General features: G+C 69.3%; 28 protein-coding genes. 14 read left to right on the plus strand and 14 right to left on the minus strand.

Annotation, left to right across the window (positions count from 1 at the left end):
- The first annotated feature begins 117 nt into the window (after positions 1–117).
- On the plus strand, positions 118–1,206 hold the full coding sequence (locus tag AMK22_RS31110; RefSeq protein WP_073790519.1) for an ABC transporter permease: 1,089 nt from the start codon (positions 118–120) through the stop codon (positions 1,204–1,206).
- On the plus strand, positions 1,203–1,886 hold the full coding sequence (locus AMK22_RS31115) for an ABC transporter ATP-binding protein (RefSeq protein WP_073790521.1): 684 nt from the start codon (positions 1,203–1,205) through the stop codon (positions 1,884–1,886). The genes AMK22_RS31110 and AMK22_RS31115 overlap by 4 nt, the downstream gene beginning before the upstream one ends.
- 491 nt (positions 1,887–2,377) lie before the next feature.
- Here AMK22_RS31115 and AMK22_RS31120 read toward each other — a convergent pair whose 3' ends face one another.
- Positions 2,378–2,998, minus strand: coding sequence for a TetR/AcrR family transcriptional regulator (locus tag AMK22_RS31120; protein ID WP_199883359.1), 621 nt, complete (start codon positions 2,996–2,998; stop codon positions 2,378–2,380).
- A 48-nt stretch (positions 2,999–3,046) separates the two neighbouring features.
- Between AMK22_RS31120 and AMK22_RS31125 the strand changes: the two genes are divergently transcribed.
- Positions 3,047–3,598, plus strand: coding sequence for a GNAT family N-acetyltransferase (locus tag AMK22_RS31125; RefSeq protein WP_073790525.1), 552 nt, complete (start codon positions 3,047–3,049; stop codon positions 3,596–3,598).
- An 18-nt stretch (positions 3,599–3,616) separates the two neighbouring features.
- Positions 3,617–4,324 carry a GNAT family N-acetyltransferase gene (locus AMK22_RS42455; RefSeq protein WP_199883360.1) on the plus strand — a complete coding sequence of 236 codons (708 nt, stop codon included), beginning with the start codon at positions 3,617–3,619 and terminating at the stop codon, positions 4,322–4,324.
- On the opposite strand, the gene AMK22_RS31135 is transcribed toward AMK22_RS42455, so the two are convergent.
- Positions 4,314–5,078, minus strand: coding sequence for a GNAT family N-acetyltransferase (locus AMK22_RS31135; RefSeq protein ID WP_073790527.1), 765 nt, complete (start codon positions 5,076–5,078; stop codon positions 4,314–4,316). The two genes, AMK22_RS42455 and AMK22_RS31135, sit on opposite strands and share 11 nt — an antisense overlap.
- A gap of 58 nt (positions 5,079–5,136) precedes the next feature.
- Between AMK22_RS31135 and AMK22_RS31140 the strand changes: the two genes are divergently transcribed.
- The gene (locus AMK22_RS31140; protein ID WP_338014200.1) at positions 5,137–5,367 is read left to right on the plus strand and encodes a hypothetical protein; all 231 of its coding nucleotides are present in this window, start codon (positions 5,137–5,139) and stop codon (positions 5,365–5,367) included.
- Positions 5,368–5,494: 127 nt separating this feature from the next.
- Entirely contained in the window at positions 5,495–7,033 is a 1,539-nt protein-coding gene (locus AMK22_RS31145; protein ID WP_242434219.1) for an alpha/beta fold hydrolase, read from the plus strand.
- Here AMK22_RS31145 and AMK22_RS31150 read toward each other — a convergent pair.
- Positions 7,014–7,337, minus strand: a complete 324-nt coding sequence (locus AMK22_RS31150) for a serine hydrolase (protein WP_242434229.1) — start codon at positions 7,335–7,337, stop codon at positions 7,014–7,016. The genes AMK22_RS31145 and AMK22_RS31150 overlap by 20 nt on opposite strands.
- A 210-nt stretch (positions 7,338–7,547) precedes the next feature.
- Here AMK22_RS31150 and AMK22_RS41890 point away from each other — a divergent pair, with 210 nt between their 5' ends.
- Positions 7,548–7,682, plus strand: coding sequence for a hypothetical protein (locus tag AMK22_RS41890; protein WP_274535454.1), 135 nt, complete (start codon positions 7,548–7,550; stop codon positions 7,680–7,682).
- A 14-nt stretch (positions 7,683–7,696) separates the two neighbouring features.
- On the opposite strand, the gene AMK22_RS31155 is transcribed toward AMK22_RS41890, so the two are convergent.
- Complete coding sequence (locus tag AMK22_RS31155) at positions 7,697–8,290, minus strand: helix-turn-helix domain-containing protein (protein ID WP_158072097.1); 594 nt, start codon at positions 8,288–8,290, stop codon at positions 7,697–7,699.
- A gap of 145 nt (positions 8,291–8,435) precedes the next feature.
- Between AMK22_RS31155 and AMK22_RS31160 the strand changes: the two genes are divergently transcribed.
- Positions 8,436–9,581, plus strand: a complete 1,146-nt coding sequence (locus AMK22_RS31160; RefSeq protein ID WP_073790605.1) for an alanine racemase — start codon at positions 8,436–8,438, stop codon at positions 9,579–9,581.
- 408 nt (positions 9,582–9,989) lie between these two features.
- Here AMK22_RS31160 and AMK22_RS31165 read toward each other — a convergent pair whose 3' ends face one another.
- Positions 9,990–10,652, minus strand: a complete 663-nt coding sequence (locus AMK22_RS31165; protein ID WP_073790535.1) for a response regulator — start codon at positions 10,650–10,652, stop codon at positions 9,990–9,992.
- Positions 10,649–11,776: a sensor histidine kinase gene (locus AMK22_RS31170; protein ID WP_073790537.1), complete on the minus strand. Its 1,128-nt coding sequence runs from the start codon at positions 11,774–11,776 to the stop codon at positions 10,649–10,651. Before AMK22_RS31170 ends, AMK22_RS31165 begins: the two co-directional genes overlap by 4 nt.
- Positions 11,777–11,996: 220 nt before the next feature.
- On the opposite strand from AMK22_RS31170, the gene AMK22_RS31175 reads away from it, so the two are divergent.
- A complete protein-coding gene (locus tag AMK22_RS31175; protein ID WP_073790539.1) occupies positions 11,997–12,419 on the plus strand; it encodes a DUF6223 family protein in 423 nt (140 codons plus the stop codon).
- Positions 12,420–12,617: 198 nt separating this feature from the next.
- Here AMK22_RS31175 and AMK22_RS31180 read toward each other — a convergent pair whose 3' ends face one another.
- Positions 12,618–13,376, minus strand: a complete 759-nt coding sequence (locus tag AMK22_RS31180; protein WP_073790541.1) for a DeoR/GlpR family DNA-binding transcription regulator — start codon at positions 13,374–13,376, stop codon at positions 12,618–12,620.
- A 49-nt stretch (positions 13,377–13,425) separates the two neighbouring features.
- On the opposite strand from AMK22_RS31180, the gene AMK22_RS31185 reads away from it, so the two are divergent.
- Together AMK22_RS31185 and AMK22_RS31190 are read left to right on the plus strand one after the other, a co-directional pair.
- Positions 13,426–13,809, plus strand: a complete 384-nt coding sequence (locus AMK22_RS31185) for a DUF4406 domain-containing protein (protein WP_073790543.1) — start codon at positions 13,426–13,428, stop codon at positions 13,807–13,809.
- On the plus strand, positions 13,806–14,492 hold the full coding sequence (locus AMK22_RS31190; RefSeq protein WP_073790545.1) for an NUDIX domain-containing protein: 687 nt from the start codon (positions 13,806–13,808) through the stop codon (positions 14,490–14,492). The genes AMK22_RS31185 and AMK22_RS31190 overlap by 4 nt, the downstream gene beginning before the upstream one ends.
- Before the next feature lie 87 nt (positions 14,493–14,579).
- Here the strand turns inward: AMK22_RS31190 and AMK22_RS31195 are convergent, their stop codons facing one another.
- Complete coding sequence (locus tag AMK22_RS31195; RefSeq protein WP_079186500.1) at positions 14,580–16,394, minus strand: enoyl-CoA hydratase-related protein; 1,815 nt, start codon at positions 16,392–16,394, stop codon at positions 14,580–14,582.
- Between the two features lie 519 nt (positions 16,395–16,913).
- Here AMK22_RS31195 and AMK22_RS31200 point away from each other — a divergent pair.
- Entirely contained in the window at positions 16,914–17,207 is a 294-nt protein-coding gene (locus tag AMK22_RS31200; protein ID WP_073790547.1) for a hypothetical protein, read from the plus strand.
- A gap of 411 nt (positions 17,208–17,618) precedes the next feature.
- On the opposite strand, the gene AMK22_RS31205 is transcribed toward AMK22_RS31200, so the two are convergent.
- Positions 17,619–18,443, minus strand: coding sequence for a dienelactone hydrolase family protein (locus tag AMK22_RS31205; protein WP_073790549.1), 825 nt, complete (start codon positions 18,441–18,443; stop codon positions 17,619–17,621).
- A gap of 101 nt (positions 18,444–18,544) precedes the next feature.
- On the opposite strand from AMK22_RS31205, the gene AMK22_RS31210 reads away from it, so the two are divergent.
- Positions 18,545–19,528, plus strand: coding sequence for a GlxA family transcriptional regulator (locus AMK22_RS31210; RefSeq protein ID WP_073790551.1), 984 nt, complete (start codon positions 18,545–18,547; stop codon positions 19,526–19,528).
- 629 nt (positions 19,529–20,157) lie between these two features.
- Here the strand turns inward: AMK22_RS31210 and AMK22_RS31215 are convergent.
- From AMK22_RS31215 to AMK22_RS39255, 3 genes are all read right to left on the minus strand, one after another.
- Positions 20,158–21,129, minus strand: a complete 972-nt coding sequence (locus AMK22_RS31215; RefSeq protein ID WP_107430683.1) for an alpha/beta hydrolase — start codon at positions 21,127–21,129, stop codon at positions 20,158–20,160.
- 176 nt (positions 21,130–21,305) lie between these two features.
- The gene (locus AMK22_RS31220) at positions 21,306–22,532 is read right to left on the minus strand and encodes a radical SAM protein (protein ID WP_079186501.1); all 1,227 of its coding nucleotides are present in this window, start codon (positions 22,530–22,532) and stop codon (positions 21,306–21,308) included.
- Between the two features lie 898 nt (positions 22,533–23,430).
- Positions 23,431–23,616 (minus strand): hypothetical protein, encoded by a 186-nt coding sequence (locus AMK22_RS39255; protein ID WP_073790555.1) that lies wholly within the window; start codon positions 23,614–23,616, stop codon positions 23,431–23,433.
- Between the two features lie 334 nt (positions 23,617–23,950).
- Here AMK22_RS39255 and AMK22_RS31230 point away from each other — a divergent pair, with 334 nt between their 5' ends.
- A complete protein-coding gene (locus AMK22_RS31230) occupies positions 23,951–24,808 on the plus strand; it encodes an alpha/beta fold hydrolase (protein WP_073790557.1) in 858 nt (285 codons plus the stop codon).
- Between the two features lie 490 nt (positions 24,809–25,298).
- On the opposite strand, the gene AMK22_RS41340 is transcribed toward AMK22_RS31230, so the two are convergent.
- Both AMK22_RS41340 and AMK22_RS41345 read right to left on the minus strand, forming a co-directional pair.
- Entirely contained in the window at positions 25,299–25,535 is a 237-nt protein-coding gene (locus AMK22_RS41340) for a relaxase domain-containing protein (protein WP_073790559.1), read from the minus strand.
- Positions 25,536–25,556: 21 nt separating this feature from the next.
- Positions 25,557–26,093 (minus strand): relaxase domain-containing protein, encoded by a 537-nt coding sequence (locus tag AMK22_RS41345; protein ID WP_338014201.1) that lies wholly within the window; start codon positions 26,091–26,093, stop codon positions 25,557–25,559.
- Between the last annotated feature and the right edge of the window lie 57 nt (positions 26,094–26,150).

Consider the following 26,150-nt stretch of genomic DNA (forward strand, 5'->3'; position numbering starts at 1 on the left):
CAACCGGTGTGCTGCCCTTCGATCCGCGAAGTGCCGCCGGACGCCAGATGCCCGGACAAGGGGGCAGCAGCGATCGTGGAGACATACCGATTCCACGTTGAAGGGGCAGACCAAGCCGTGTTCGTCGCCTGGAGAGACCTGAAGTTCGCCAAGGGGCGGTTCGCCTTGATGGGGACCGTCATCGTGCTGATCACCCTGCTGGTCGGGCTGCTGTCCGGGCTGACGGCCGGACTGGGCCAGCAGAACATCTCCGCGATCACCGGACTGCCCGCCGACAAGATCGCCTTCCAGGCCCCCGCCGACGGGGGGGACCTGTCGTACTCCAACTCCACCGTCACCGCCGAACAGTGGCAGCGGTGGTCCAAGGCGCCCGGCGTCGAGAGCGCCGAACCGCTGGGGATCACCACCACCAAGGCCACCGCCGGGGACAGGAGCACCGGGGTTTCCGCCTTCGGCGTGGCGCCCGGCTCCCACCTGGCCCCGGACGGGGGCAGGATCGACGACCGATCGGTGGTGCTGTCCACCGCGGCCGCCGACGATCTCGGCCTTGCCCCCGGGGACTCCTTCATCGTGGCCGGGCAGCGGCTGACGGCGGCCGCCGTACGGGGCGATGCCTCCTTCAGCCACACCCCGGTGATCTGGACCAGCCTGAACACCTGGCAGAAGATCGCGCCGCCCGCCGACAACGGCGACCGTCCGACCGCTACCGTGATCGCGCTGAACACCACCTCCGGGGCCGATGTGGCGGCCACCGACAAGCGGGCCGGCACCAAGACCGTCTCCACCGGCGACTCGCTGTCCGCGATCGGGTCCTACACGTCCGAAAACGGCTCCCTGCAGATGATGCGCGGCTTCCTGTTCGCCATCTCCGCCCTGGTCATCGGCGCCTTCTTCACCGTGTGGACCATCCAGCGCAGCGGCGACATCGCCGTCCTGAAGGCACTCGGGGCCTCCACCGCCACCCTCCTCAAGGACGCCCTCGGCCAGGCCGTCGTCCTCCTCGTCGGCGGCACCCTGGTCGGTACCGGCATCGCCGCCGCCGTCGGCGCCCTCGTGGTGGGCAGCGCGGTGCCCTTCCTACTCACCCCCGCCACCGTTCTCGTCCCCGCCGCCGTGATGATTCTCCTCGGCGTCCTCGGGGCGGCCCTGTCCGTTCGCCGCATCACTTCCGTCGACCCGCTGACCGCCCTGGGGAGCGCCCGATGAGCCTGAACCTGACCGACATCACCCTCACCTACCCCGACGGCGACACCCGCCTGACCGCCCTCGACAAGGTCGCCCTGGACGTGCCCAAGGGCAGCCTCACCGCCGTGGTCGGCCCCTCCGGCTCCGGAAAGTCCAGTCTTCTGGCCGTCGCCGCCACCCTGATCACTCCCGACGTCGGCACGGTCACCATCGACGGCACCTCCACCACCGGCATGAGCCGCGGTGAGCTCACCGACCTGCGCCGTCACAAGATCGGCATCGTCTTCCAGCAGCCCAACCTGCTGCCCTCCCTCACCGCCGCCGAACAGCTCCAGGTCATGGCCCAGCTCGACGGCCGCAGCCCCGCCAGGGCCCGCACCCGCGCCCTCGAACTCCTCGACGCGGTCGGCCTGGCCGACCAAGCCCGCCGCCGTCCCCACCAGCTGTCCGGCGGCCAGCGCCAACGAGTCAATATCGCCCGCGCCCTGATGAACGACCCCACCGTCCTCCTGGTCGACGAGCCCACCAGCGCCCTCGACCACGAACGCGGCGCCGCCGTCCTCGACCTGATCACCCGCCTCACCCACCAGCAGGCCACCGCCACCGTCCTGGTCACCCACGACCGCACCCACCTCACCGCCGTCGACCAGATCGCTGAAGTCCACGACGGACGCCTCCGCCCCATGGCCCTCACCCGCTGATGGCGTAGCACTGCGGGCGCTCCACGACCTGCCGTTGCTCAACTCGTTTTAGCGGCGGGCCGGTTGTTCCGGCGGCGGGCCGGCGCCGTCGGTGGCCGCGTGCCGTAGGCGCGGACACTCCTTGTGAGTGTCCGCGCCTCTTCCGAGTGCCCGCTCCCTTCCGCTGCGCTGTTGTGACGGGGGACGAAGTGAAGGCTCGCCCGTGGAGAGCGGGTGCACATGGCCGTCCTGGACGCCGCTCATCGCGGTCGCCCCCGCGCACGTCGACGATCTCGGTGCCCCGTCGGGCGAGGCGGCGCAGGTCGCGGCACCGGCGGCGACCTGTTCACCGATCACAAGAAGCGCATCGGGCGATGAGCAGTGCCTCGTCCATGCAGGCACCGTGTCCATGCAGGCACCGTCCTCTGCGACCTTGCACGCATCGAGCGCGAGGCCATGCAGGTGCTGAGCTGCCCGGGGAGTGAAAGCCCGAACGCGATCCAGCTCGGTCGTCAGGACGAGGCCGCGCGATCTTCACCGGACAGAGGCGGGGAGGCCAGCGCGGCCAGGTAGTCGTCAAGGAGCTCGGTCTGGTGGTGAGGCGGGAACGCCTCGGGGCTGAACAGGGCCTGCACCACCAGGCCCAGCACGAAGGACTGGGCGCCGGCTGCGATGCGGGCCGGGTCTCCGGCGGGCAGTTCACCCAGTTGTTGGGCTGCGGCCACCAGGTCGCGCAGCTGGTCGCGGCTTCGGGCGTACTTGCGGGCATAGTCGTCGCTCAGCTCGGGATCGGCGAGCGCGGCGTCCCAGGAGGACACCCAGATCCGGTTGCTGACGGTGGCCTCGCCCGTCAGCGGCAGGATGTCCAGCAGGGCGGCCCTCACGGCGGACATGCCTTGCCCGGCGGTACGCCGGGGGCGGGAGGCAGTACGCAGTTCGAGCAGGTCGAGGGCGTGTGCGACCAGGTCGCGCTTGGCGGGGAAGTAGTGGGTGAGCAGGCCGGTGGTCGCGCCGAGTTCGGCGGCGACGGCGCGCATGGTCAGCCCGCCGAAGCCGTGCGCGGCCAGCACCCGCCAGACCGCCTCGGAGACGTCGCGCCGACGGGCTTCGTGGTCCCCCTTGGTACGTGGCATGCTGCTACCGTACATAGTCATAACGTTTGTTGTGTGAATGAGGCCATCATGTTCTCCCTCCCGCTACGGGACAAAGCCTGTCTCCGGCCGCTAGAGATATGGCACGCCGAGGAGTTCGCCGCCCACATGGACCGGGCCCGCGAACACATCCGGCCGTGGGTCGGGGAGGCGTTCGTCACCGACGATCTCGACGGTGCGCGGGCCACCTTGCGCCGGTATGCCGAGCGTCAGGCCGCGGACGGCGCCCGCCTCTACGGCATCTGGCTCGACGGCACGCTGGTCGGCGGCGTGATGTTCGTGGACTTCGACGCCGCCTTCGGTACGTGTGAGATCGGATGCTGGCTGGAACCCTCCGCCGAGGGGCACGGCCTGATCACAGAGGCATGTCGCACTTTGCTGGAGTGGGCGTTCACCTCCCGGGGAGTACACCGCGCCGAGTGGCACTGCCGAGCCGACAACGAGCGCAGCTCCGCCGTGGCCGAGCGGCTCGGCATGACACGCGAGGGTGTGCGGCGCGAGTACTGGCCGTACGGCGGCACCCGTCACGACAAGGAGCTCTGGGCGATTCTGGCCCCCGAATGGCACGCCCGTCGCCGCTGATCCGTCATGGGGGTTCTGATGGACGTCACGCTGCGGGAAGTGCAGGACGGCGACCTGGCGATCTTCTTCGCCCAGATGAACGATCCCGAGGGGTTGCGGATGGCGGCGTTCACTGCCGAGGATCCGTCGGACCGTGCCTGGTTCGATGCACGCTGGGCGCGGATCCGCCACGATCCGGGGGTCGTCGTGCGCACTGCCGTTGGCGAGAACGGCGAGGTCGTCGGCCATGTCGCGGTGTTCGGCCCGCCTGAGGAGCGCGAGGCCACGTACTGGATCGGGCGTGAGTACTGGGGCTGCGGAGCGGCGACCGCCGCGTTGCGAGAGCTGCTCGGCGTCCTACCGGAGCGCCCACTGCATGCCCGTGCGGCTGCGGACAACGGCGGCTCCATCCGTGTCCTGGAGAAGTGCGGATTCGTGGTGTCCCGCAACGAGCGAGGCTTCGCGAACGCGCGCGGCGGCCTGACCACCAAGCTCCACTTGGCCGTCGAGCAGGGGCAGAAGCCTATGGCGATCGTCAGCACGGACGGACAGCTACCGCGAGCGCCACGTGGTCGAGTGCGGCATGCAACGTCCCAAGAGGAACCGGGAGGTTGCCACGGGGTATGGCAAGCTCGCGGTCCGCTACGAGGCGACCGTTCTCGTCGCAGCCATCAACGAACGGCTGCGACGAGGATCGTTGTGAAAGTGGGCAGATGGCTTGTGGAGTTCGGGGTGTTCAGGGGCTGATGGTGTGTTCGGTGAACTGGCCGCATGAGCGGAATCCCAGACGGCGGTAGACGGGCTCGCCGTCGGTGGACGCCTGCAGGACCGCGATGTGGTGGTCTCGGTCGCGGGCCGTGCGGAGTGCGGCGAGCGTGATGGCACCGCCGTAGCCGCGTCGGCGGTGGGCGGCCAGGGTGCAGATGTTGTAGATCCCGGCAACCCCCGCGTGATGAAACACTTCGGCCGAGCAGACCGGACGGCCGTCTACGTAGCCGACCAGGTAACGGGCCGGACAGTGCGCGGCCAGGGCCTGCGGGGCGGCCTGGGCGAAGAAGCGGCGGACGGTGTCAGCCGGCGGGGTCCAGTTCGCGGCGAGAACCGCGGCGTAGTCGGCGAGCTGTTCGGGCGTGGCCACCGTCTGGATGTCCAGTCCTGGGGCGGCGGGCAGCGGGAGGGTGTCGTCCAGCTCGGCCCACATCGCCGTCTCGCGTTCGGATGCCGGCAGACCAGCCGCTGTCAGACGGGCGGTGAGGTCCGGGGGCATCGAGGCGGGCCCCACCCACCAGGAGAAGCGGCGGCCGGTGCGAGCCAGTGTCTGGGCGGTCTCGGTGATACGTGCCGCAGCGGTGGTGGCGGTGAAGCGGGCCGCGGCAACGATGTTGAAGGTGTCGTCGTCCAGGCTGCTGTCGGCTACCAGGAGGTCATCAGTCTCTGCAACGGTCGCACCGCTCATGCTCCGATGCAGGTGACAGGCATGTTCCGCCAGATTCTGCTCCATCCTGTCCGTCAAGTCGGCGTCATTGAGAAAATGGACATCCATAACGAATGATCCCAGCATGACTGGGCGCAGGTTGCACGTGATTTTGGATCGCTCGCCGACGGTGTCACGTCGGCGACCCGCGCATTCGATACTGCTCGCGATCGTCGTCGTCCTTCGACTGCGCCGCCGTACGGAGGCACGGAGCCGACTGGACGAGAAGTTCACCGTGATCATCGTCCTGGCCCTGGGCGTACTCATCGCCCCGACCCCCGTCGGCCAGGGGATCCTCGACTTCCTATCCTGGTAGAGGGACGTGCCGGAGCACGGCTGGACGGGTGCGGGTGTGTGGGCACGTAGGCGGCCGGAACCCCTTGTTACGTTCCCACCATGTGCTCATGGAGGCACCGTCATACGGGACCGGAACAGTCACATGCGTGAACACGAGCCTGCATGTGAACCCGATTCCGAACCCGGCCTCGGTACCACCCCCTTCACCGAGACGGCGAGCCCTCTCCGCACTCCTTCTCTTCGCCCTGTCCGCCTCCTCCTTCGCCGCCACCGCTCTGATCGTCCCCGGCACGGCGGTCGCCCAGGAGCCGTCCGGCGCCACCACCTCCGTCCCGCCGATCAGTTGGGGCGCCTGTCCCGCGGCCGAACCGCCCTACCCCGACCCCAGCCCGCGGGCGCAGTGCGCGACGGTGAAGGTGCCGTTGGACTGGTCGAAGCCGGAGGGCCCGAAGATCGGTATCTTCGTCGCCCGCCACCGCGCCACCGACCCCGCGCGGCGGATCGGTGTCCTGATGTCGAACCCGGGCGGCCCCGGGACACCCGGGGTCGATGAGGCGCTGTACGCGGACGACCCCGTCACCGGCTACTCCCCGGACATGCTCCGGCGCTTCGACATGATCGGTTTCGACCCGCGCGGCATCGGCCGCAGCCGGACTGCCGTCTGCGACGAGACGATCAGCGAATCGATCCCGGCCCGCCCCCGCGACGCGGCCGAGTTCGGGCGGCTGCGCACCCTGAACGGCCGGCTGGCGGACAGCTGCCTGCAGTGGACGGGGCCACTCGCCGCCCACATGGACACGGAGAGCGTGGCCCGCGACGTGGACGCGATCCGCGCCGCCCTCGGCGAAAGCCGGATCAGTTTCATCGGCCACTCCTACGGCACCTCCCTCGGCGAGCGCTACGCACGCCTGTTCCCCGGCAGGCTCCGCGCGCTGGCCCTCGACAGCGCGATGGACCCGGACCGGCCGGACGCCGAGCGCTACCTCACCGACGCGGGCGTCACCGTCGACGACACCCTGAAACGGCTCGCGGCCTGGTGCGAGAAGGACACGTCCTGCGCACTCAACGGCAAGGACCTGATCGCCGTCACCGACGAACTGTTCGCCCGTGCCGACGCGGGCACGCTCCGCGAGCCGGGCCCGAACGGGCCGACGCGCACCAAGGTCGACGCCGACAGGCTTGCCGACTTCCTGACCTTCGCCGTCGGCAAGGGGGGCCGGGAGGAAACGGCGAAGCAACTGGCCGCCCTGTACACCGGCAAGGGCGAGGTCCAGTGGATCCCCCACGTCACCGACATGGCCTCGCGGCTCGTGCTGTGCCGGGACTACGACTTCCGGATCCGCGACTACGCCGAGTACCGGGCCATCCTCAAGCGGGCTGCCAAGGCCGCCCCGCACGTCCGATACAGCTCCCAGGCGCTGAACACCATTCTCGGCTGCCAGGGCTGGACCATGCTGCCCAAGCCCCGCCCCACCCAGGTGGAGGGCCCCCTCCCGCCCGTTCTCGTGGTCAATGCCACCCATGATCTGGCGACACCTCTGCCCGGTGCACGCCGCATGGCACGCTCCTTCCCGAAGGCGACCCTGTTCACGATGGACGTCGTGGGCCACTGGCTGTACCGCAGAGGCGGGACGGAGGAGGCGATGCGGGTGATCGACGCCTACCTCACAGACCCGAAGGGCTGACCCGGAGGAGCGCGGGGGCGGGGCGGGGGAGGGCCAGGGGCCGTCCCGCGCCCCGCCTGCCAGAATCGTCCCAGGGCCGAGCACGACTGGTCGAGTTCGCGGTCGCCGACCAGGGCGTGCGCGGCGCGCGGGGCAGGTGGGTCCGGATGTCGTCGTCCAGCGAGAGTCGCCCGTCCCGGCACAGCAGCAACGCCGCCGTGGCAGTGAACTGCTTGCTCATGGAAGCGATGTCGAACCGTGTCCGGGTGTCGATCCGCGCCTCGAACTCCACGCTCGCCAGCCCGGCCGATGCCTGGTGGATCAGCTCCCGTCGGTGTAGATCCCGACGGCCAGTCCCGGGTCTCCCGGGCGCACCGCAAAGCCCACGAGCTCGGACAATTTCGTTGAGATGTCCATGCGGCACAGGCTCTCAGCCCCAACTGCTCAGAAGGATTGTCCTAATCGGCAAAGTCTGCTCGCCCAACATTGGCCGAACGGACATGCCCATGTGCCTCCTACCTTCAGGAGTATCCCTTTGTCGAGCACGTTCCTGGGCCTGGAAGTCGTCGACGTGCGTCCGCCGCCGGGCGTTCCCGAGTTCCCCGTCCCACGGCTGGAGTGGAAGAAGTCGCTGAACGAGAGCGAGACCTCTCGGCCGTGCATCCTTTGACTCTGCTGCGCTGCTCAGAAGCCCGGCGGTGTCTCCGACCAGACGCAGACCGCGGGTACGTTGCCCGGGTTGCTGTAGCGGTGCGGCAGGGAGGAATCGAAGCTGACGCAGTCGCCGGGCTGGAGGCGGTGGTGGACTCCGCCGACCCAGTAGTCCAGTTCCCCGCTCAGCAGCAGGCCGACTTCTTCTCCCCCGTGGGTGTGCGGATCGGTGCCGGAGGAGGCTCCCGGGGCAACCTCCAGCATCATCATTTCGAGCTTGCCGCCGTGTTTGGGATTGAGGAGGGTGTACGTCACCCCTTCTACTCCCGCCCGGGTGAGTTCGACGCGCTCCTCGGGGCGGGTGAGCACCCGGCGCTCCCGGTCGATCGTGTGGAACAGTCGGCTGAGTGTCGTACCGAGGGCGTCGACGATCGTACGCAACGTGTTGATCGTCGGGCTGTTCACGTCCCGCTCGACATTGCTGAGGTAGCTGCGGGAAAGACCCGTCTTCTCCGCCAGTTTCTCCAGGGTGAAGCCTCGCTCCAGCCGCTCACGCCGCAGGAACCTACCGATCCCCTCGCCGGCTGAGGACTCGGATGCGTCGGGCGCGCTCTCATCGATCGGCACAGGCCCCTCCTCCACTGAACACAACGCACCATCCAGCACAGTATTTGCAACTCGTCGTAAATACTCTACGCTCCGTCGCATATACACGTCCTTCATCGCCCTGCGGCCTCATGCGCCGCGCTCGGAGGAGTCAATGGACCACGGGATGCCACCAGGCGGACACCCGGCCGGGCAGCTGCCGGAGCTCCGCCTCGACCAGCAGGCGCTGGAGCACAACGTCCGGCTCATGGCGGCCTGGTGCCGCGATCACCACGTTGAGCTGGCCCCGCACATCAAGACCACCATGACGCGCTCCATCGTCGAACGGCAGCTGGCCGCGGGGGCATGGGGCGTCACGGTCGCCACCGTGACGCAGGCCAGGATCGCCCTTGAGTGGGGAGCGCGGCGTGTGATCATTGCGAACCAGGTGGTCCACCCCCACGACCTCTCCCTGCTGCGCCGGTGGCTCGACGAGGCATCAGAACCGGAGCTGTACTGCTTCGTCGACTCCTTGGCCGGTATCGGCCTCGCCCAGCCGCTCACGGCCGGGGCACGCACCCCCCTGCGCGTCCTGATCGACGTCGGAACGGACGCAGGCCGCACCGGCGTGAAGGGACCGGCCGAGGCGGCTGACCTGGCCAGGGCCGTCCGGGCAGCGCCCGGACTCCTCCTTGCCGGCGTCGCCGGCTACGAAGGCGTCCGGCCCAACCGGAGGGATACCACCACCCTCGCGGCCGTCGACGAGCACTGCCATCGGACCATCACGGTGTTCCGCAGCCTCACCGCGCTCTTCGAGACCACGCAGCCCGTCTTCAGCATGGGCGGCTCGGCCTTCCCCGACCGGGTCGTCCACGCCCTGGCCAAAGCCGCACGCCACCCCGGTGACCTGCCGATGGTGCCCGTCCTGCGGTCAGGCTGCTACGTCACGCATGATCACGGCACATACGAACATGTCTCCCGCCTGCCCGGCCTGAAAGCGGCGCTGACCGTGCGCGCGGTCGTGCTCTCCACCCCGGAACCAGGGCGAGCCGTCGTCGGCGCCGGGAAGCGCGAGCTGCCCTACGACGCCGGCCTTCCCGTACTCATCGCCGCCCGCGATCCACACGGCGCACGGCGGCGCGCCGCCACAGCGTCCGCGGACCAGATCTACGACCACCACCTTGTCCTCACCGGTGTACGCAATCTGCACGTCGGCGACGAGGTCGACCTCGGGATCTCCCACCCCTGCTCCGCCTTCGACCGCTGGCCCGACATCACCGTAGTCGACAGCCAAGGTCACACGCTCGACGTGTGGCATCCCCAATTCCGCTGATCACGGCCGCCAACCGGCTCCGGCGGCCGGTCATACCCCAACACCACCCTGCGCCCGGCGGCCACGTCACCGTCGGGCCTTGTTGAGGCAGTGCATGAAACTCGCGGTGGAGGCTGGAACGGACGACTCCAGCACGGCACAGCCGCTTGACGCCGAAGGCTCCGCGGCGGTCCTCCCGCTGCCCCCATGCCCTCTCGTCGGCGGTTACGTCCCACCATCCGACTCGCCACCCGGATCTCCGCCGCCCCTGGAGCGAACTCTGCCCACCCGCTGGGTGGTTCGCCTGCTTCCGAGGAACGCCCGAGGGCTCTGGACCGGGCACGCTGGACGGTGTCCGGGTCCGCCGCTGCGGCAAGTCGCACGCGGGTTCCGGTTACCCAGGACGACCTCGGTGTGCACAACGCGTGGTCAAGGGCTGCGCGGGGCCACCAGGCCGGATTCGTAGGCGAGGACCACGAGTTGTGCCCGGTCACGGGCACGGAGTTTGGCCATGGCCCGGTTGACGTGGGTTTTCGCGGTCAGCGGGCTGATCACCATGCGGTCGGCGATCTCGTTGTTGGACAGGCCCCGTGCGACCAGGACGACAGCCTCGCGCTCGCGGGTGGTGAGCCCTTCCAGCCCCGTGTCGGTGTCGGTGGGGAGCGGCTGGGCGACGTACCGGTTGATCAGCCTGCGGGTGATCGAGGGCGCCAGCAGGGCGTCGCCGCGAGCGGCGACGCGTACGGCGTGCAGGAAGTCTTCCGGCACGACATCCTTGACCAGGAATCCGGCAGCGCCGGCGCGCAGCGCGTGGAAGACGTATTCGTCCAAGCCGTAGTTGGTCAGGATGACGACGTGCACCCCGGCCAGGGCCGGGTCCGCAGCGATGCGCCGGGTCGCCTCGATGCCGTCGACGACCGGCATCCGGATGTCGACGAGAGCGACATCGGGCAGGTGCTCTCTGGCGAACTCCAGGCCCTCGCTGCCGTCAGACGCCTCGGCCACCACCTCGATGTCGTCCTCGAGATCGAGAAGGGCGCGGAATCCGCTGCGGATGAGTGGCTGGTCGTCGACCAGCAGGACACGGATCACGATGTCCGGTCCACGGGGAGCTCGGCCTGGATGGTGAAGCCGCCTTCGGCGCGTGGGCCGGCACGCAGCCGACCGCCGAGGGCGGTGACGCGCTCGCGCATGCCGAGCAGCCCGAGGCCCGGTACCGGGGCGGTGTCCGGCATCGCCCTGCCGTCGTCGTCGATGCGTATCGCGAGGGCGTTCTGACGGAAGTCGATCCGGACCGACGCCGTGGCCGCGCCCGCGTGCCGGGCGACGTTGGTGAGCGACTCCTGGACGATCCGGTAGACGGTCCGGTCCACAGCGGCCGGCACGTGGTGTCGCTGCCCCTGGACCGTCAGCGTCGTGTCCAGGCCGAACGTACGGGCCCACTCCACCAGTGCTGGGACATCGTCGAGCCCGCGCGGAGGGGCCGTGTCGTCGTCGCGCAACGCCTCCAGCGTCGCACGCAGTTCCCGGCTTGCCTCGCGCCCGGCCTCCTGGATCGCCGACAGGGAAGGCGGCACCTCCTCACCCTGCTTGCGAGCCACGTGCACGGCGACTTCCGCCTGCACCTTGATGACCGAGATCTGGTGGGTGAGCGAGTCGTGCAGTTCCCGAGCGATACGGAGCCGTTCCTCGTCGGCGCGGCGTCGCGCGGTCTCCTCCCGGGTGCGCTCGGCCTCGTCCGCCCGCCGCTCGGCCTGCCGCAGCGCCTCTCCTGCGGCGCCGGCCGCGATCAGCCAGGCGATTTCGAGGGCGCCCCGGGCCTGTGCGAATGCCTCGCCCGTGTCGTGCGGTCCCGAGGCCAGGGCCGCGAGCGGGAGCAAGGCCAGCATGACCACGCTCGCCGCCACTGTGACGGTGCGGTGTCCCGCCCGTACGGCCGCGTACACCGCGAAAAGGTATGCCACAGCGGGGACATCGGAACCGGCCGCCTGGTATCCCACCGTGCACAGCCCGGTGACGGCCAGGACGGCAACCGGGGCCCGGCGGCGCAGGCCCAACGCCAGCCCGCCGATCGTCAGCAGTACGTACCCGAGCAAGGCGAGGTCCGTGGCGGAACGCTGTCCGGACAGCCCTGTGACCAGCAGCGTCGCCGCCACGCCGACAGCGATGATCCAGTCTCCGAACCGAGCCCGAACACCCGACTTCCCCGCACTCATGCGCGCACCCTAGCTGGCCGGCCGCGCGGGCGGGTCCCCCTCATGAACGAGCGGCCGGCTACCGCGCACGCAGTACTTCCGTGCTTCCTGCGGCGTTCGCGGTAGCCGGATGCGGCATCGGCGGCAGTGCGAAGTGTCTGCGTCCGCCGGACGACCGCGGGTGGGGCCGGCAGACATGCTCGGGCGACGTCCTGTCGCAGGAAGAGAAGGAGTACCTCGCATGTCTGTTCGTCGTTTGCTGGCTGCCACAGCGGCCACCGTGCTCGGAGGCATCGGGCTTGCTGCACCGGCGGCCGCGCATGTGACGGCCCAGTCCGCCGCCGTCGATGCCTACAGCCTGACCGCCGGACGTCTCGTCGGCACCACGGCCGCGCTCGTGGCGCTGGTCGGCGTGGTCGTCGGTGGGCAGGCCCTGGGCCGCTCGGCCGACCGTGTCGGCACCGGCAATAGGCGAAGCAGAGCCATCGTGGCCCTGGTGGCCGGGTCGGCCGGCGCGGTCGTCGGCGCGCTGAACCTGGCCGTCGCCGATGGTGGTCCCGGTACCGGCAACGGGGTGGTCGGTGGCGCCTCGGCGCTGGTGCTGGGGCTGACCGGCACGGCCCTCGGTGCCCTGGCACTGGTCCGCTCCCGCCGCACCACCTGACGGCAAGCGCCACGAACAGGCGCGCCGGCCTGACTGAAGACCGATCAGGTGCAGCCGAGTAGCGGCACTGCCGATGCTCATGCCTCGTCAGGGCGAGCACCTGCCGGACCGGTTCGACGGCGTCCGGCACGACAACCTGCCTGCGGTGGCGGGCCGTTGCGTCGGCCCGCCCGCGATCCCGTGGCCGTCGCGTGGCTTTCAGCCGGCTGTCAGGACCTCCACTCCGCGTGCCGTGAGTTGCTCGACGACTGCGTGGCAGGGGTCGGCGTCGGTGATCAGTCCGCTGGTCTCCTCCCAGGGCAGGACGCGGAACCGGGAGGCGGTACCGATCTTCTCGGACGAGGCGAGGATGTAGGTGTCCGCGGCCCGTGCGGCCAGGGCCCGCTTCATTGCGGCCTCCTCGGTGTCGCCGGTGGTCAGCCCCGCCTCCGGGTGGACGCCGGTGACACCGAGCAGACAGAGGTCGGCGGAGATGTTCTGAGCGGCCTCCACCGCGGTCGCGCCACAGGCGACCGCGGAGTGTTTGAAGATGCGGCCGCCGAGGAGGAAGACCTCGGCCTGCGGATGGTCGAGCAACGCGGTCGCGATGGTCGGGCTGTGGGTGATCACGGTGCAGTCCAGGGCCGGTGGAAGGGCGTGGGCTACGGCCAGGGCCGTGGTGCCGCCGTCCAGGATCAGGGTGCTGCCCGGCTGTACCAGCGCTGCTGCCGCTGCTGCGACCTTTCGCTTGCCGCCAGGAGTGACGGTCTGCCGGGCGGCATAGTCCGCCACGGCTGGAGAAACAGGCAGCGCACCGCCGTAGACCCGCTGGCAGAGCCCCTCGGCGGCGAGGTCGCGCAGGTCACGCCGCACGCTGTCCTCGGAGATGCCCAGGTCCGCGGCGACAACCTTGGCCACGATCTTTCCCTCGCGGGCGAGCAGATCCAGCAGATGGTCCCGTCGTTCAGCCGCCAGCATCCGTATTCCTTCCGGTTATTGCATGTTTCTGCGTGTACTGTAGCGCGTCATGACCGACAGGCCGACGCTCATCCTCATCGCCGGGCCGTACCGCTCAGGCGTCGACGGCAACCCGCAGGCCGTGGCCGCTGATCTCGCCCGTCTCGAAGCAGCGGCGGGGCCGGTGTCCGCCGCCGGACACGTACCCGTGATCGGCGAGTGCATCGCCGTGTTCGCCCTGCGCTCGGCCGGTGCGGGTGCCGCCGATCCCCTCGGCGATCAGGTTCTCCACCCGGCTGTCGAGCGCCTGTCGGCCCACTGCGACGCCGCGCTCCGGCCTCCTGGTGACTCCATCGGTGCCGAGCAGGACATTGCCACCGCCCGCCGTCGTGGCCTGCCCATCCATCATCACGTGAACGAGATCCCTCGCCACACCCTGAAGGAGACCGCGTGACCGGTCCGACGCCCCGCCCCGGCATCGACACCCCCGACCACCGCGGCCGCACGGGCCTCGACGGTGCCGGACGCGACCTGGACCGCAACCCCGACGTCGTCATCCGCGATGTGGAGCTCACCTCCCGGGGCTGGCACGTGCTGCGCCGCACCACCTTCGACTACCGGCGCCGCGACGGGCGCTGGGAGACCCAACAGCGCGAGACCTACGACCGCGGCAACGGTGCGGTCGTCCTGCCGTATGACGCCGATCGTGGCTGCGTGCTGCTCACCCGTCAGTTCCGCTACCCGGCCTACGTCAACGACCATCCGGACGGCCTGCTCATCGAGGCAGCGGCCGGACTGCTCGACGGTGACGCCCCGCTCGCCGCCGTCCGGCGCGAGGCCGTCGAGGAACTGGGAGTCGCACTCGGTCCGCTCACTCACGTCCTGGACGCCTACATGAGTCCCGGCTCGGTCACCGAGCGCCTGCACTTCTATGCGGCCCCCTACACGTCGGCCGACCGTACCGGAACCGGCGGCGGACTGGAGGAGGACGGCGAGGACATCGAAGTGCTCGAACTACCCTTCTCCGAAGCCCTCTCCATGGCCCACGACGGACGCATCGCCGACGGCAAGACCATCATTCTCCTGCAATGGGCCGCTCTGAACGGCCTCTTCGCCCCCACCGGGGGCACCGGCTGACACCGCCGTACCCCGGCCGGCCCCGCTTCGGCAGCACGGGCCGGCTGGGGCACGCCCTCGGGCGGTGACGAGCTCGGGCTTCCGGTTTCACTGTTCCTGGTGGCAAGCGCTCGGTGGGAGTGCGGCATGGTGTTCCTCCGGAGCTGCGACGCCGAGATCCCGGTCCCGCCGCTCCCCTGTGGATCTGGCGGCCGGGGACGGGGCGAGGTGCGGCGGTCGGCCCGCCGGGGGATCCTTGTGCACGAACGCGCGCCGCAGAGCGTGGTACGACGATCGCGGATCGAAGAAGATCCGCCGCATCACTGTCAGCTCCTCCGCCCGGTAGGCGGCCAGAGGCTTGCGGGCTTCGTCCCCGTCCCGTTCGGCCTTCTTGGCGGCGATACGCAATCGAGTCGCGGGCGACGCGGCGAACTGGGCGGCCAGTCGGGCGACTTCGTCCGAGAACGACTGCGCATCGCAGTCGACCGTCCGGTCGACCAGGCCGAGCCGCACTGCGGCCTCGGCGCTCACCGGCAGCGCAGTGCCCGTGAGGCGTTCCGCGACAGCGGCCCCCACCCGGCGCGGCAGTGTGTACGTCCAGTACTCGGATCCGTACAGCCCCATGAGGCGGTAGTGCGGGTTCAGCACCGTCGCCTGCCTGCACCAGACCTCGTCGGCGGCGAGGGCGAGCATCACCCCGCCTGCGGCGGCGTTGCCGGCCACGGCGGAGACCACCAGCCGGTCGCTCGTGGTGAGTACTGCCTCCACGAGGTCGTTCATGGCATTGATGTTGGCCCAGGACTCCTCGCCCGGATCGGCGGCGGCCTCGATGACATTGAGGTGGATGCCGTTGGAGAAGAAGTCCCGGCCACCCCCGAGCACCAGCACCGAGGTGGGCCGTCGGCACGCCATCCGGTAGGCGTCGAGCAGGCGTCGGCACCGGGTGGTGCTCATCGCGCCGCCGGGGAAGGAGAACGCGAGGAATCCGGCCTGTCCCTCCTCGCGATAGCTGATGTCACTCCAGCCGCTTCGGTGCCCCTGCTCGTGCGGCGGCGCGGGACGTCGCGGAAGCGCGGGCAGACGCCCGCCGAGTGCCGTCGTCGCGGGCAGTTTGAACGTGGCGGGACCATCCGGTCGACGACAGGCCCGGAGCTCGGGGATCCATACCGCGCCGTCGGCCGTCGCCCGGCAGACGGCCCCCGCCCGAACGGCTACCAACTCGCCCGGATTCCCGCGCAGTTCGGGTTCCGGATGTCCCCCGTGCAGAAACCACTCCTCCCCCAGCAGCTCGTCACGTACGCCGGGGGAGGAGTCGGCGGCACGCAGCTTGCGAAGAACCGTTTCCGTGGAGTCGGATGCCCAGTCGATGCGCCGGTGCTCCTGACGCAGGTACGGTCGCGTACGGATGAGCAACTCCGCGCCTGCGCCGCTCTGCGGACGAGGAACGTACGCACCGGAGGAGAAGCGTTCGACGGCGAGGTGCACGGCCCGCGACGCGGCGTCCGAGACCTCGTTGCGGTACAGATCACTCTTGCCCACCGAGGGCACCGGAAAAGTGGCCGACGCCCAGATGGCCCCGGCGTCCATCTCCTCCTCGGCCTGCAGGACGGTCACCCCCCAGCTGTCCGCGCCGTCTTGGACGGCCCGGTCGAGGGAGGAGGGCCCGCGGTCGCCCGGTGGGCCGGGATGGACGACGAGGCAGGTGCGCGCCGCCCACACGTCCCGCGGGATGGCGGTCTTCAGCATGGGGGCGACAACGAGGTCCGGCGCGAACTCCCGAAGGGCCTGCCGCAACGACGCGTCACGCACCGAGTCGTCCGGCAACGCGATTTCCACCGCTACGATATGGCCGCGGTCCCTCAGCTCGGCATGAATACGCTGAGTGAGGCTGTTGAACACGCTCGCCACGAGCAGGATGCGCACAACGATCTCCCAACGCCCCGTCCCGTCCCGGTCTGGACGGATCCGGACGGTTGCGATGCTGGGGCACCGCCGACGGAGCACGGGCAGCAACCGGCGGGCAAGTCACCCGAAAGCGAACGCAGTGGCGACCACTCAGGGGAACCCGGGCATCGGACTGCTCCCGCTCACCCGCCGACCTCACAGGGTCCGCTCGCTCATGGGTGCTTCGACCGGCGCATGGTGCGCAGCCGCGCGGAACAGGGCACGGCCCCGGATCCGAGGCCGGCCGACGGAGCCGATGGGCTTTTGGCTCGGTAGAAGATGGGGCGCGGAGCGGCCGTTCCTGATCCGCGCAGCGGGTCCTCAAGGACGGCGAGGAGCGCCGACCGCCCCCGGCCCCGGGGCATGGAGCGGCCCGGCAGCGCGGCGCGGCGGAGGAGTGAACGTCAGCGGACAAGACGTTACACATGGCAAGTGATGGGCACTTTGCGTAGCGGACGGATGGGTTTCCTCCATCCTCGTCATCGTCAGGAGTCAGCCATGCGCCGTGTCGTCACCTTGTTCGGATCCCTCGCTGCGGCGGGGATGGTCGCCATCGCCTCACCCACCTCGGCCTTCGCGGCCCACGGAACTCTCGTGTTCGGCGGCGGCCAGGTGGTCCAGAACCCGAGCGGCTGTGTCAACGCCGAGATCAGGCCGCTCATCCTCTCCAACCACACCAACGAGTACGCCCTCGTCTACGGCGGTCCGAACTGCACGGGGCAAGTACTGGCGGTCGTCCCGCCGGGTGGCAGGACGATCCAGGAGTTCGGCTCCAGCGTGTTCGTCGCCTGACCGACCCGCCGGAGCTCACAGGCCGATCCCGCCGCAGAGCGGGATCGGCCTCCGCCGATTGTGGCGCCCCGGACGGTCCGGATCGTGAGCTTGCGAACCGACGTTCCGCCCCCGCGCGGCCGCGAAGACGGCGGGCGGACGCGCCCGATCGGCACCGCGCGCCCCAACTGCTCCCACCCGTGCCGCTGCGCGGTCACCCACCGGCCGGGGCCATGGCACTGATGGCGGCGCGCCTACGGCAATTGCGTACGTTCGGGGGGATCCCCGACCGGCCGCCCGGCAGGACCCGGCCGGACTCTCCCGTCTGCTCGTCCTTCCCTCTCAACGCGCGTGATACCGGTCGACGACCGGGGCGCATCGGGGGAGTGGCGGTTGCCCCGCCGCATCACCGGGCGCCGGAGCGCCAGGGGCTCATTCCTGCCGTGTTCCGAGCCGCTCGGCAAGGAAGGCGATGATTTCGTTCCGGGCCTGCATGGTGGGGTGACCGTCCCGATCGACGAGGTGCGCCGTGACGACGCTGTGGGCGCAACCGACGACATCGCGGAAGAAGGGCGGCGGATTCGTGTTCGCCGTCTCGGCCTCGAGTACGCGTCCGTCGAATGCGTCCCCGAGCAGCGCTCGGTAGGCCGCGAACCGCCGGCCAGTGCACCACCTGTCGTTGTCGAAGCGGTAGGCGAGAACCTTCAACCCGTCTCGCGCCACGCGTTCAGCCACAGCAGCAGCGTCTTCGTCACTGATCTCCAGACCGCCGGCATCGTCGAGCGGAAGCGACGGATGGTTCACCACTGGTGCGATGACAGCGGGTTCAAGTGCCATGGTCAAGGCGAAGTTGCCGGTAAAACACAGACCGACGGCGCCGACGCCGGGCCCGCCGCACTCGGCGTGCGCCAGGCGAGCGAGGCCGCGCAGCCATGTGACGACGGGGCTGGTACCTCCACCGGCGAACGCTCGGAACTCGGCGCTGACACACGCGCGTCGAACGATGGTTTCCTGTGCCTCGGCGAGCGGATAGGCGCCGTCGACGCCGAAGAGAGAGGGCAGGTACACGGAGAAACCGGCATCACGCACCCAACGCGCGAACCGAGCGACGTCGGGGCTGATGCCCGGCATCTCGGGCATGAGGACGACTGCCGGTCCCGACCCGGCAACGTACACGGTCTTGTCGACGTCATCGACGCCGACGACTCTTCGCGAGAAGTCGTCCAAGGGGTCGTTCTGCCCTCGCATGATTGTCATGACCGAGATGATGGCGAGTGGCCGCCCCCTCTGAGAAGCGGCGGCATCGCCATGTATCCCGGTAATATCGCCACCTGTTCCCAAGGTGCCGGAGGGGCAACATGAGCCCGCTGCGAGTCGGTGTGCTGGCCTACCCCGGCTGCTTCGCGTCGGAGGTGTTCGGAGTCCCCGACCTCCTGAGGATGGCCGCTCACGTCGCCGCGGCGCACGGGTCGGTTCAGTCGGGTTACGAGACGTCGGTCATCTCGCCCCGGCGGCGGGTGACCGCGTCGGGTGGCTCGGTCATCGGCGTCTCGGCGGTCCGCCCGGTGGACGTCCTGATCGTGCCGGGCTTCGAGCTTTCGCCCATGCTCGATCTCGATGCCACACTCGCAGACCTGGGACCGGAAGTAGCATCGATTCGAGCGCAGGCGGCCTCCGGGACCGCTGTCGTATCGATCTGCGTGGGCGCCTTCCTGCTCGCTGAGGCCGGGCTGCTCGGCGGGCGCGAAGCGACCACGTCCTGGTTGTTCGCGGATCGGTTCGCCCGCCGGTACGCCGACGTACGCCTCCGCGCGGAGAAGTTGGTCGTGACGGACCGGGGGGTGACGACCACAGCGGCCTTCAGCGCCATGTACGACTTCGCGCTGCAGTTCGTCCGCGAGCACGACGGCCCCCGCGTCGCCCGCAGCACCGCGCGCATCGCGCTTGTCGACGACGCACGTTCCACGCAGGCTCCCTATGTCGACTCGCGGCTCGTACCCACGGCGGGCGGGGAGTTCTCCCTCAGCGTCAAGCGGTGGCTCGACCAGAACCTCAGTGCTCGCTACGACCTGTCCGCCCTCGCCCAGGAGTTCCACGTGAGCACGAGAACCATGCTCCGTCGCTTCGGCGCCGAAGCCGGCGAGACACCACTCGCGTATCTGCAGACAGCCCGGGTGCGTCGAGCCAGACACCTGCTGGAGACGACCGACAAGACCGTCGCGAGCATCGCCGCCGACGTCGGGTATCTCGACCCCGGGGCGTTCGGCGGCATCTTCGCCAGACACACGGGCCGGCGGCCGGGGGAGTACCGCGCGATGTTCCGTCGTCGCCGCGACGGGTAGAGCACCCGCACCGCTGCGCCGCGGGCCCACCCACGCAGACTTGGCCTCCACCCTGATGGACGCGCCCGTTCTCGCCGTGCAAGGCCGTAGTCCGGACCGGGCGAGGAGGGCGGGACCGCCCACGGCGGACAGCCAGACGTCCTGGCCGTCGAGGAACAGCATCCCGCCGTGCCGTCGCGTGCCAGCAGCGGGCCGGTCACGGCCCGGCTTCCCACCGCAGTCGCCCGCTGCTGTCCTCCAGCACGTCGGCCGGCTGGAGGCGTTCGACGTCGATGCCGGCAACACCAACACAATGCGCCTGCGTGCCTCTGCCCCTGCGGTCCGCGGCTTCCTCGACATCATCGGCGAGGGGGCATCCGGCGACACTGCTGCTGGTCGTGTCCCTCGTTCTGCACCCGGTGCACGAAGACACTCCAGGCCTCTCGCGCTCGACTTCGACGGCGGGATCTCGCGGTTCACGTCCACGGGGGATCCCGCCGGACGTCTGAGGCTCAACGCCACCCGCGACGAACTCGCCCGGATCGTCGAGCAGCGGGCGGGCCGGCGACCCGAACCAGCCCGCACGACCGAGCGGCCGCCCGGGGCACCTACGGGCGGCCCCCGTGCGGCTCACCCGCACCGCCGTGCGCTCAGCGGTTCAGAAGGCGGCACAGCCAGCGGAACCGGGTGTGACGGGCATCCCGCGCGATGTCGGTGTGAGGTGCCAGCTGATCGAAGCCGTGGAATCCGCCGGCCCAGACGTGCAGTTCGGCGTCACCGCCCGCTTGCCAGATACGCGTCGCGTACAGGACGTTCTCGTCGCGGAAGGTCTCCGCGGCACCGACATCGACATAGGCGGGGGGCAGCCCCGAGAGGTCCGTCGCGCGGGCCGCAGCGGCGTACATGGAGAGGCGCGAGCTCCCCCGGGCCTCACCGAGGAGAGAGCTCCAGCCCAGATCGTTGGCGTGCCGATCCCACACCCCGCGGCCCGCCATCTGATGGGCCGAAAGGCTGTCGTTACGGTCGTCGAGCATCGGACACATCATCAACTGACCTATGACTGGCGGACCTTGACGATCTCGCGCCATCAACGCGAGCGCTGCGACAAGACCCCCGCCGGCACTACCACCCGCGATCACAATGCGCTGCGGATCCCCGCCCAGGGCCGTGGCATGGCGGGAGAGCCACATCAGCCCGGCGTAACAGTCCTCGATCGAGGCCGGGTACGGGAACTCCGGGGCCAGTCGGTAGTCGACGGAAACCACGACGAGTTCGAGGGGTTCGGCCCACTCCCGCAGTATCGTCTCCATCCCCGTCCTGCTGGTTCCGCCGATCATGCCTCCGCCGTGCATGTGGTAAATGACCGGTGCGCCTTCGTACAACCCGGCGGGACGTGCGACGAGCAGTGACACGTCCGGCGCCCCGGCCGGGCCGGGCACCAATCGTTCGTGGATTTCGAACCTGCCCCGGTCGCGCAGCTCGTCGAGTGTCGGGTCCGCTTTCGCGAGGTGTGCGCGCCATCGGGGAATCTGGTCGGCCGAAGCGGGCGCGTTCTTGTGCGGGGGGCCCAGTTTTTCCAGGGTGGGGTTCAGTTCCGGAGCAAAGGGCACGGGCGGGACCATGTGCCGGCGCCGGTCACGCTGGTTGTTCATATGTCCTCCAGGACTGCGGGCGGATATCACGGTGCCGGGGCAGGGCATGGACCACCGACGGACCGTTGTGCTGTGCATGATGTGGACGGCCGATGCCGGGAGGGAAGCGCGCCTCCGGTCGTCGTGCCGATGCCCCGTTCCGTGCTTCAGCCGGTTGCCGTCCGACGAGACTCCGACCGCCCCGGCCGTCCGATCTGCAGCAGTCGGTCCTCGGTGGGACTCGTCGGCGAAGGAGCAGTGAGGAGGCCGCCGGTAGGGGCAGAGGCGGCGTAGCGGGCGTGCAGTTGGCCGCAGGCGGCATCGATGGACGAGCCGAGCTGGCGCCGTCTGGTGGCGTGGATGCCACGTTCGCGCAAGCCTGCGACGAACCGGTTGACATGTGTTTCCGAGGGCGCCCGGTAGGCGGGATGTGCTCCTAGAGCACGGTTGTACCGGATGACGCTCACGTGGAAAAGTTCCGGCCGGGATCGCGACGCCACTAGTCGGGCAAGCTGATGCAAGTGTTCTTCGGTGTCGTTGACGCCGGCGATCAGCAGATAAGCGAGGTAGATCTTGCGGCGTGCCGTGCCCGCATGCTCATCCAGAATCGCCAGGTTATCAGTGAGGGGGAATCTCTTCTCCAGCGGAATCAGTTGCGCACGTTCGTCCGCGAACGGTGAATGCACGGACAGCGTGATCGTGACCTGCGGGTATTCTTTGGTGAGCCTGGACAGATTGGGTGCGAAGCCCACAGTGGAAACGGTGATACGGCGTTGCGACAGTTCCCCGTAACCGGTTCCCGAAAGCAGGCAAAGTGCATCGAAAACATGTGGGTTGGCCAGTGCCTCGCCCATGCCCATGAACGCCACGCTCTCCGGCAGGGATCTGTTCGGAAGCCGCCAATGCGGATGCATGACCTGCGCGTAGATCTCGTCGGCCGTCAGATTTCTGGCGAGGCCGACGGCAGCCGTGGCGCAGAAAGTGCAGCCCAATCCGCACCCTGCCTGTGACGAGACACAGAGAGAAGTCCATCCGGCCCTGTAGCGGGAGAGAACAGTTTCGAAACGGGTTCCCGGGTCGGACTCGAAGACGACCTTTTCGACCTGGTCCTCCGACTGGCGGGCGACCGGCACGATGGGAAGGAGACGCGGGCCGAACTTCTCGGTGAGTTCCGCCCTGAGTTCGGCGGGCAACTCGCGAACGGTGTCGAAGGTCTCGGCTTCCGCACGGCGAAGGGCGCTCACGAACTGCCGGTAGCGGAAATCGGGCGCGCCCAACGATTCGAGATGCTCTCGGATGCGCGCGAGCCGGGTACCAGGGGGAGGGTTGGCGAGTGCGACCCGGGACCGTCGAGCCCGGTCACTCGATGTGTTCGCATGGTGCTGGTTCGTCATGAGGTGATACTCGCAATCTTCCACGTGAAATCTCTCCCGTGGAACAGGCGCGGTGCTGACGAGAGACAGTTCTCGAAAGGAATGGGCGCCGTCCGACGCATGACGGGAACACAGGAAGGGCCGCACACTGCATTCCTCGAATGACGTCAGCTGTTCCAGGCCGAGGGAATTACGGCTTGAAAAGAACTTCTACGTCTCTGCAAGGATTCAGTGCATGCTGTGAACACGCCACGAAGAGAGGCTGATTCTAGAACTCCGGCAGGAGGCAAAAGAGAATGCGAGGCGCGCTGGTCAAAGCCAGGGTGTGCACATCCAGGAACGGAAGTGTGCAGCCATGCGCGTAGCCGCCCACATTATGGCCATTGCGGACCGGAGTCAGTGGCACGGGCCGATAGCGTCGTCGACGCTCGGCGGCTACGGTCTGTCAACCTCGATAAGCATGCCGGTACTTTACCACGAAAGAAGACTTGGTCCGGCGCATATCCCGGGGCTCCAGGGTCGGCCTCTGCACACGGGGTCCGCGCACTCCAGCCCCAGTGCGGTGATCAGCCTGTCAAACCGACGAGTTGTCGATCCGGTAAGGATCGGCCCGGTGAACGGGGCTGTCCAGAACGGCTCCGACACTGCTCACAAGAGGTCCCTCGCGCGGATGTGTGTCCGGCGAGCGGGCCCACCGACCAGAGAATCCGCCCCTGGTTGCCGTTTCGGTGGCAGTTGGTGTGCTGGTAGTGCGAGTTCGGTCTGGTTCCCGGCCCGGTGGATGCGGGGGCTGGGAGTCCGCCCGCAGGATGCGGGTGCCAGTGCATGGCCTTCGCGGCGGTGGCCAGAGCTTCATTGACGAACTTCGGGGCGCCGCGGGAGTCGGCTGCCTTGCCGCGACGCATCCGCACCCCGGCGATCAGCGGCCGGGACTGTGGAGCGCAGACCGTGGCCGGCAGCGGGGCAGGGTGCGGATGCCTTTGAACCGGCCGTACTCGGCGCCCTGCTTGGTCGGGCCGTAGACGCGTTTGTGGGTGGGGTCGACATCGATGAACGCCATCTGATCGGCCCCGGGCAGCAGCGGGGGTATGCGCGGCCAGCGCACCCAGGAACCTCTTGTGCACCCCCGGTCAACTTGGCCTTCTTCGCCACCAGTCGCGGCAGACCACACCGCTCGACCAGCCGCATCACCGGGACCAGCCCGGCCGGCGTGATCGGATTCGGGTCATCGAACGCAGCAGAGACCGCCGCCGACGTATGGGAAACCTGCATCTCGGAAGTGCCTTGCTGATTGTGCGTGCTGGAAGCGTGAAGAACTCCCGTCATCGCAGGTCACAAGGCACTTCTTCATTTTCCCAAACGTCATCCACAGGCATCAGCCGTGGATCGAGGTTTAGCCTCAAAGGAGTTGATGTTCCTCAGCTTCGGGAGGATGACCTATGGCAGCCGTGCACGTGACCGTGTGGGATGACCGCGATCGGGTCGGAGGATGCCGGGCCCCGACAGCTTCGAGGGCCCCGGTGCCCCCGGCGGCCGCTGCTGTCCCCGCCCTCTTCGTCCACAACATCTTCACCTGGGGCAGCGACTCCACGTACGGGTTTGCCGGGCAGCGGCCCCTCGCGGACAGCCGGCAGCTCCTCCTGATGGATCGCCGGGGATACGGCGACAGCCCGGACACCGCGCGCAGCGACTTCGACGTCGACGCCGAGGACGTCGTGGAGGTTCTCGACGACAGGGCCTCCGCCATGAGGCTCGGCGGCGCCCACCTCGTGGGGCACGGGAACGGCGCCGTCGCCGCGCTCATCGCCGCCGCGCGCCGACCCGACCTCGTCCGCTCCCTGGCCCTCATCCAGCCCTCCGCCTTCACCGCCGCCGCGCACCATCCAGTCGTCGCCGACCTCCTCGACCGGGTGCGCGACGGCGCCCCGGGCATCCCGGACGGCGTCACGCCGGAGCAGTATCTGCGTGCGTCCACCGAGGGGTTGGGGATGGCTATGCCCGAGCCCACGTCACGCCGGCTCCGTGCCGTTGCCACCTCCATGAGAGAGCGGCCCATCTGGGAGGCGGAAATCCCGCTGGAGGTGATCCGGGGCGCCGCCCTGCCGATTCTGGTGATCTGCGGAACCTGGGAGCGCGCGCCGGCCGCGTATCGCGAGCACGTGGGGCTCCCCCTCATGGCCGTGGCCGAGTCCCTCACGGCCTCCCTCGGGGGCCGCCTCCTGCGGGTGCCCGGGTACTATCCGCACACCCAGGAGCCCGCCGTCGTCAACGCCGTCCTGCGGGAGTTCTGGGGCTGACCCAGTTCCGCATCGGCTGCCAGTCCCGCGCGGCCGACCCCTGCCTGGCGGTCCGTCTCATCAGGTGCAAACCGCCTGCACCCCCGGTCAACTTGGCCTTCTTCGCCACCAGTCGCGGCAGACCACACCGCTCGACCAGCCGCATCACCGGGACCAGCCCGGCCGGCGTGATCGGATTCGGGTCATCGAACGCAGCGGAGACCGCCGCCGACGTATGGGAAACCTGCATCTCGGAAGTGCCTTGCTGATTGTGCGTGCTGGAAGCGTGAAGAACTCCCGTCATCGGAGCTCACAAGGCACTTCTTCATTTTCCCAAACGTCATCCACAGGCATCAGCCGGTGGATCGAGGTTCAGCAGGCGGGCGGCCTTCTTCTCCGGACGAGTGTCCTGCGCCGTCCACCATCCGAGACCGTCGTGGCCGCGCTCGCCGGGCAGCCGCCCATGCTCCTCCGCGTACTGGTCGGTGATGCCCTCCAGCGCCTGCTCGATCTACCGGCGACGGGTGGACGACCAGCCGATCAGCTCCGTGTTCGTCCCGGCTGTCTCCATCACGGGGCGGAGGCCCGGCGTCACCTCGCGGGGCACAGTCGCCAGGCCCAGCTCCTCACACATCGCCGTCGCCATCGTCAGGGTGCAGAGCGTCCCGGCCGCCACGACGTGCTGGTGGAGGCGGAGGGTGCCGAGGGCGCCCCACACCAGCTTCCCCTCGTCGTCCGGGCGTTGCACCGGTTGAGGAAAAGGATGTGGTCATGGAGCAGGGGGAGGCCGTGGCGATCGCCGGAAGGGCGCGACGACCAAGGCGTTGTCTTCGCGGGCTTGTAGCCCGGAAGCCCACCAGGATTCCGTTGCCTCGTCCTCCGGCCAGCGCAGCTCGGTGGCGATGGCCCGCTCGTGCGCCCGCTCGATGACCCGTCGCGTCTTCTCTTCTCCCGGAGCTCGCAGCACGATGAGGGACGTCTGGTCGAGGGCGACCAGCGGGATCTGCTTCCGCTTCTCGATCTCTTCGATGGGCCGGCCGAGGACAGTGGCCGAGCGGGCCGTCTCCGGGGCGGCGCCGTCGTCCAAGAGCTCGCGCTCGATACGGTCGGCATCCGGATGCCGGCCCTGCCCGAACAGAAGCTCCGCCTGGCGCTCCGTCACCACCGAGCCCCCGGTGAGCCCGAGCGCGGGCAGGCCGCGCCCCATCCACGGCCCGGGCGGGAATCCGGCTTCCTTCCGGGCGTTCTGCGTCGACGACTTGTGTACGGGTGGGCCGTTTCGCTCCGGCCTCCGCATCAAGGGCATGCGGCGCCCGCCCGGCGTCTTCGAGCTCACCTGGGACGGCAACGGTCGGGCGACGTG

The sequence above is a fragment of the Streptomyces sp. CB01580 genome, from assembly GCF_001905795.1.
Lineage (GTDB): Bacteria > Actinomycetota > Actinomycetes > Streptomycetales > Streptomycetaceae > Streptomyces.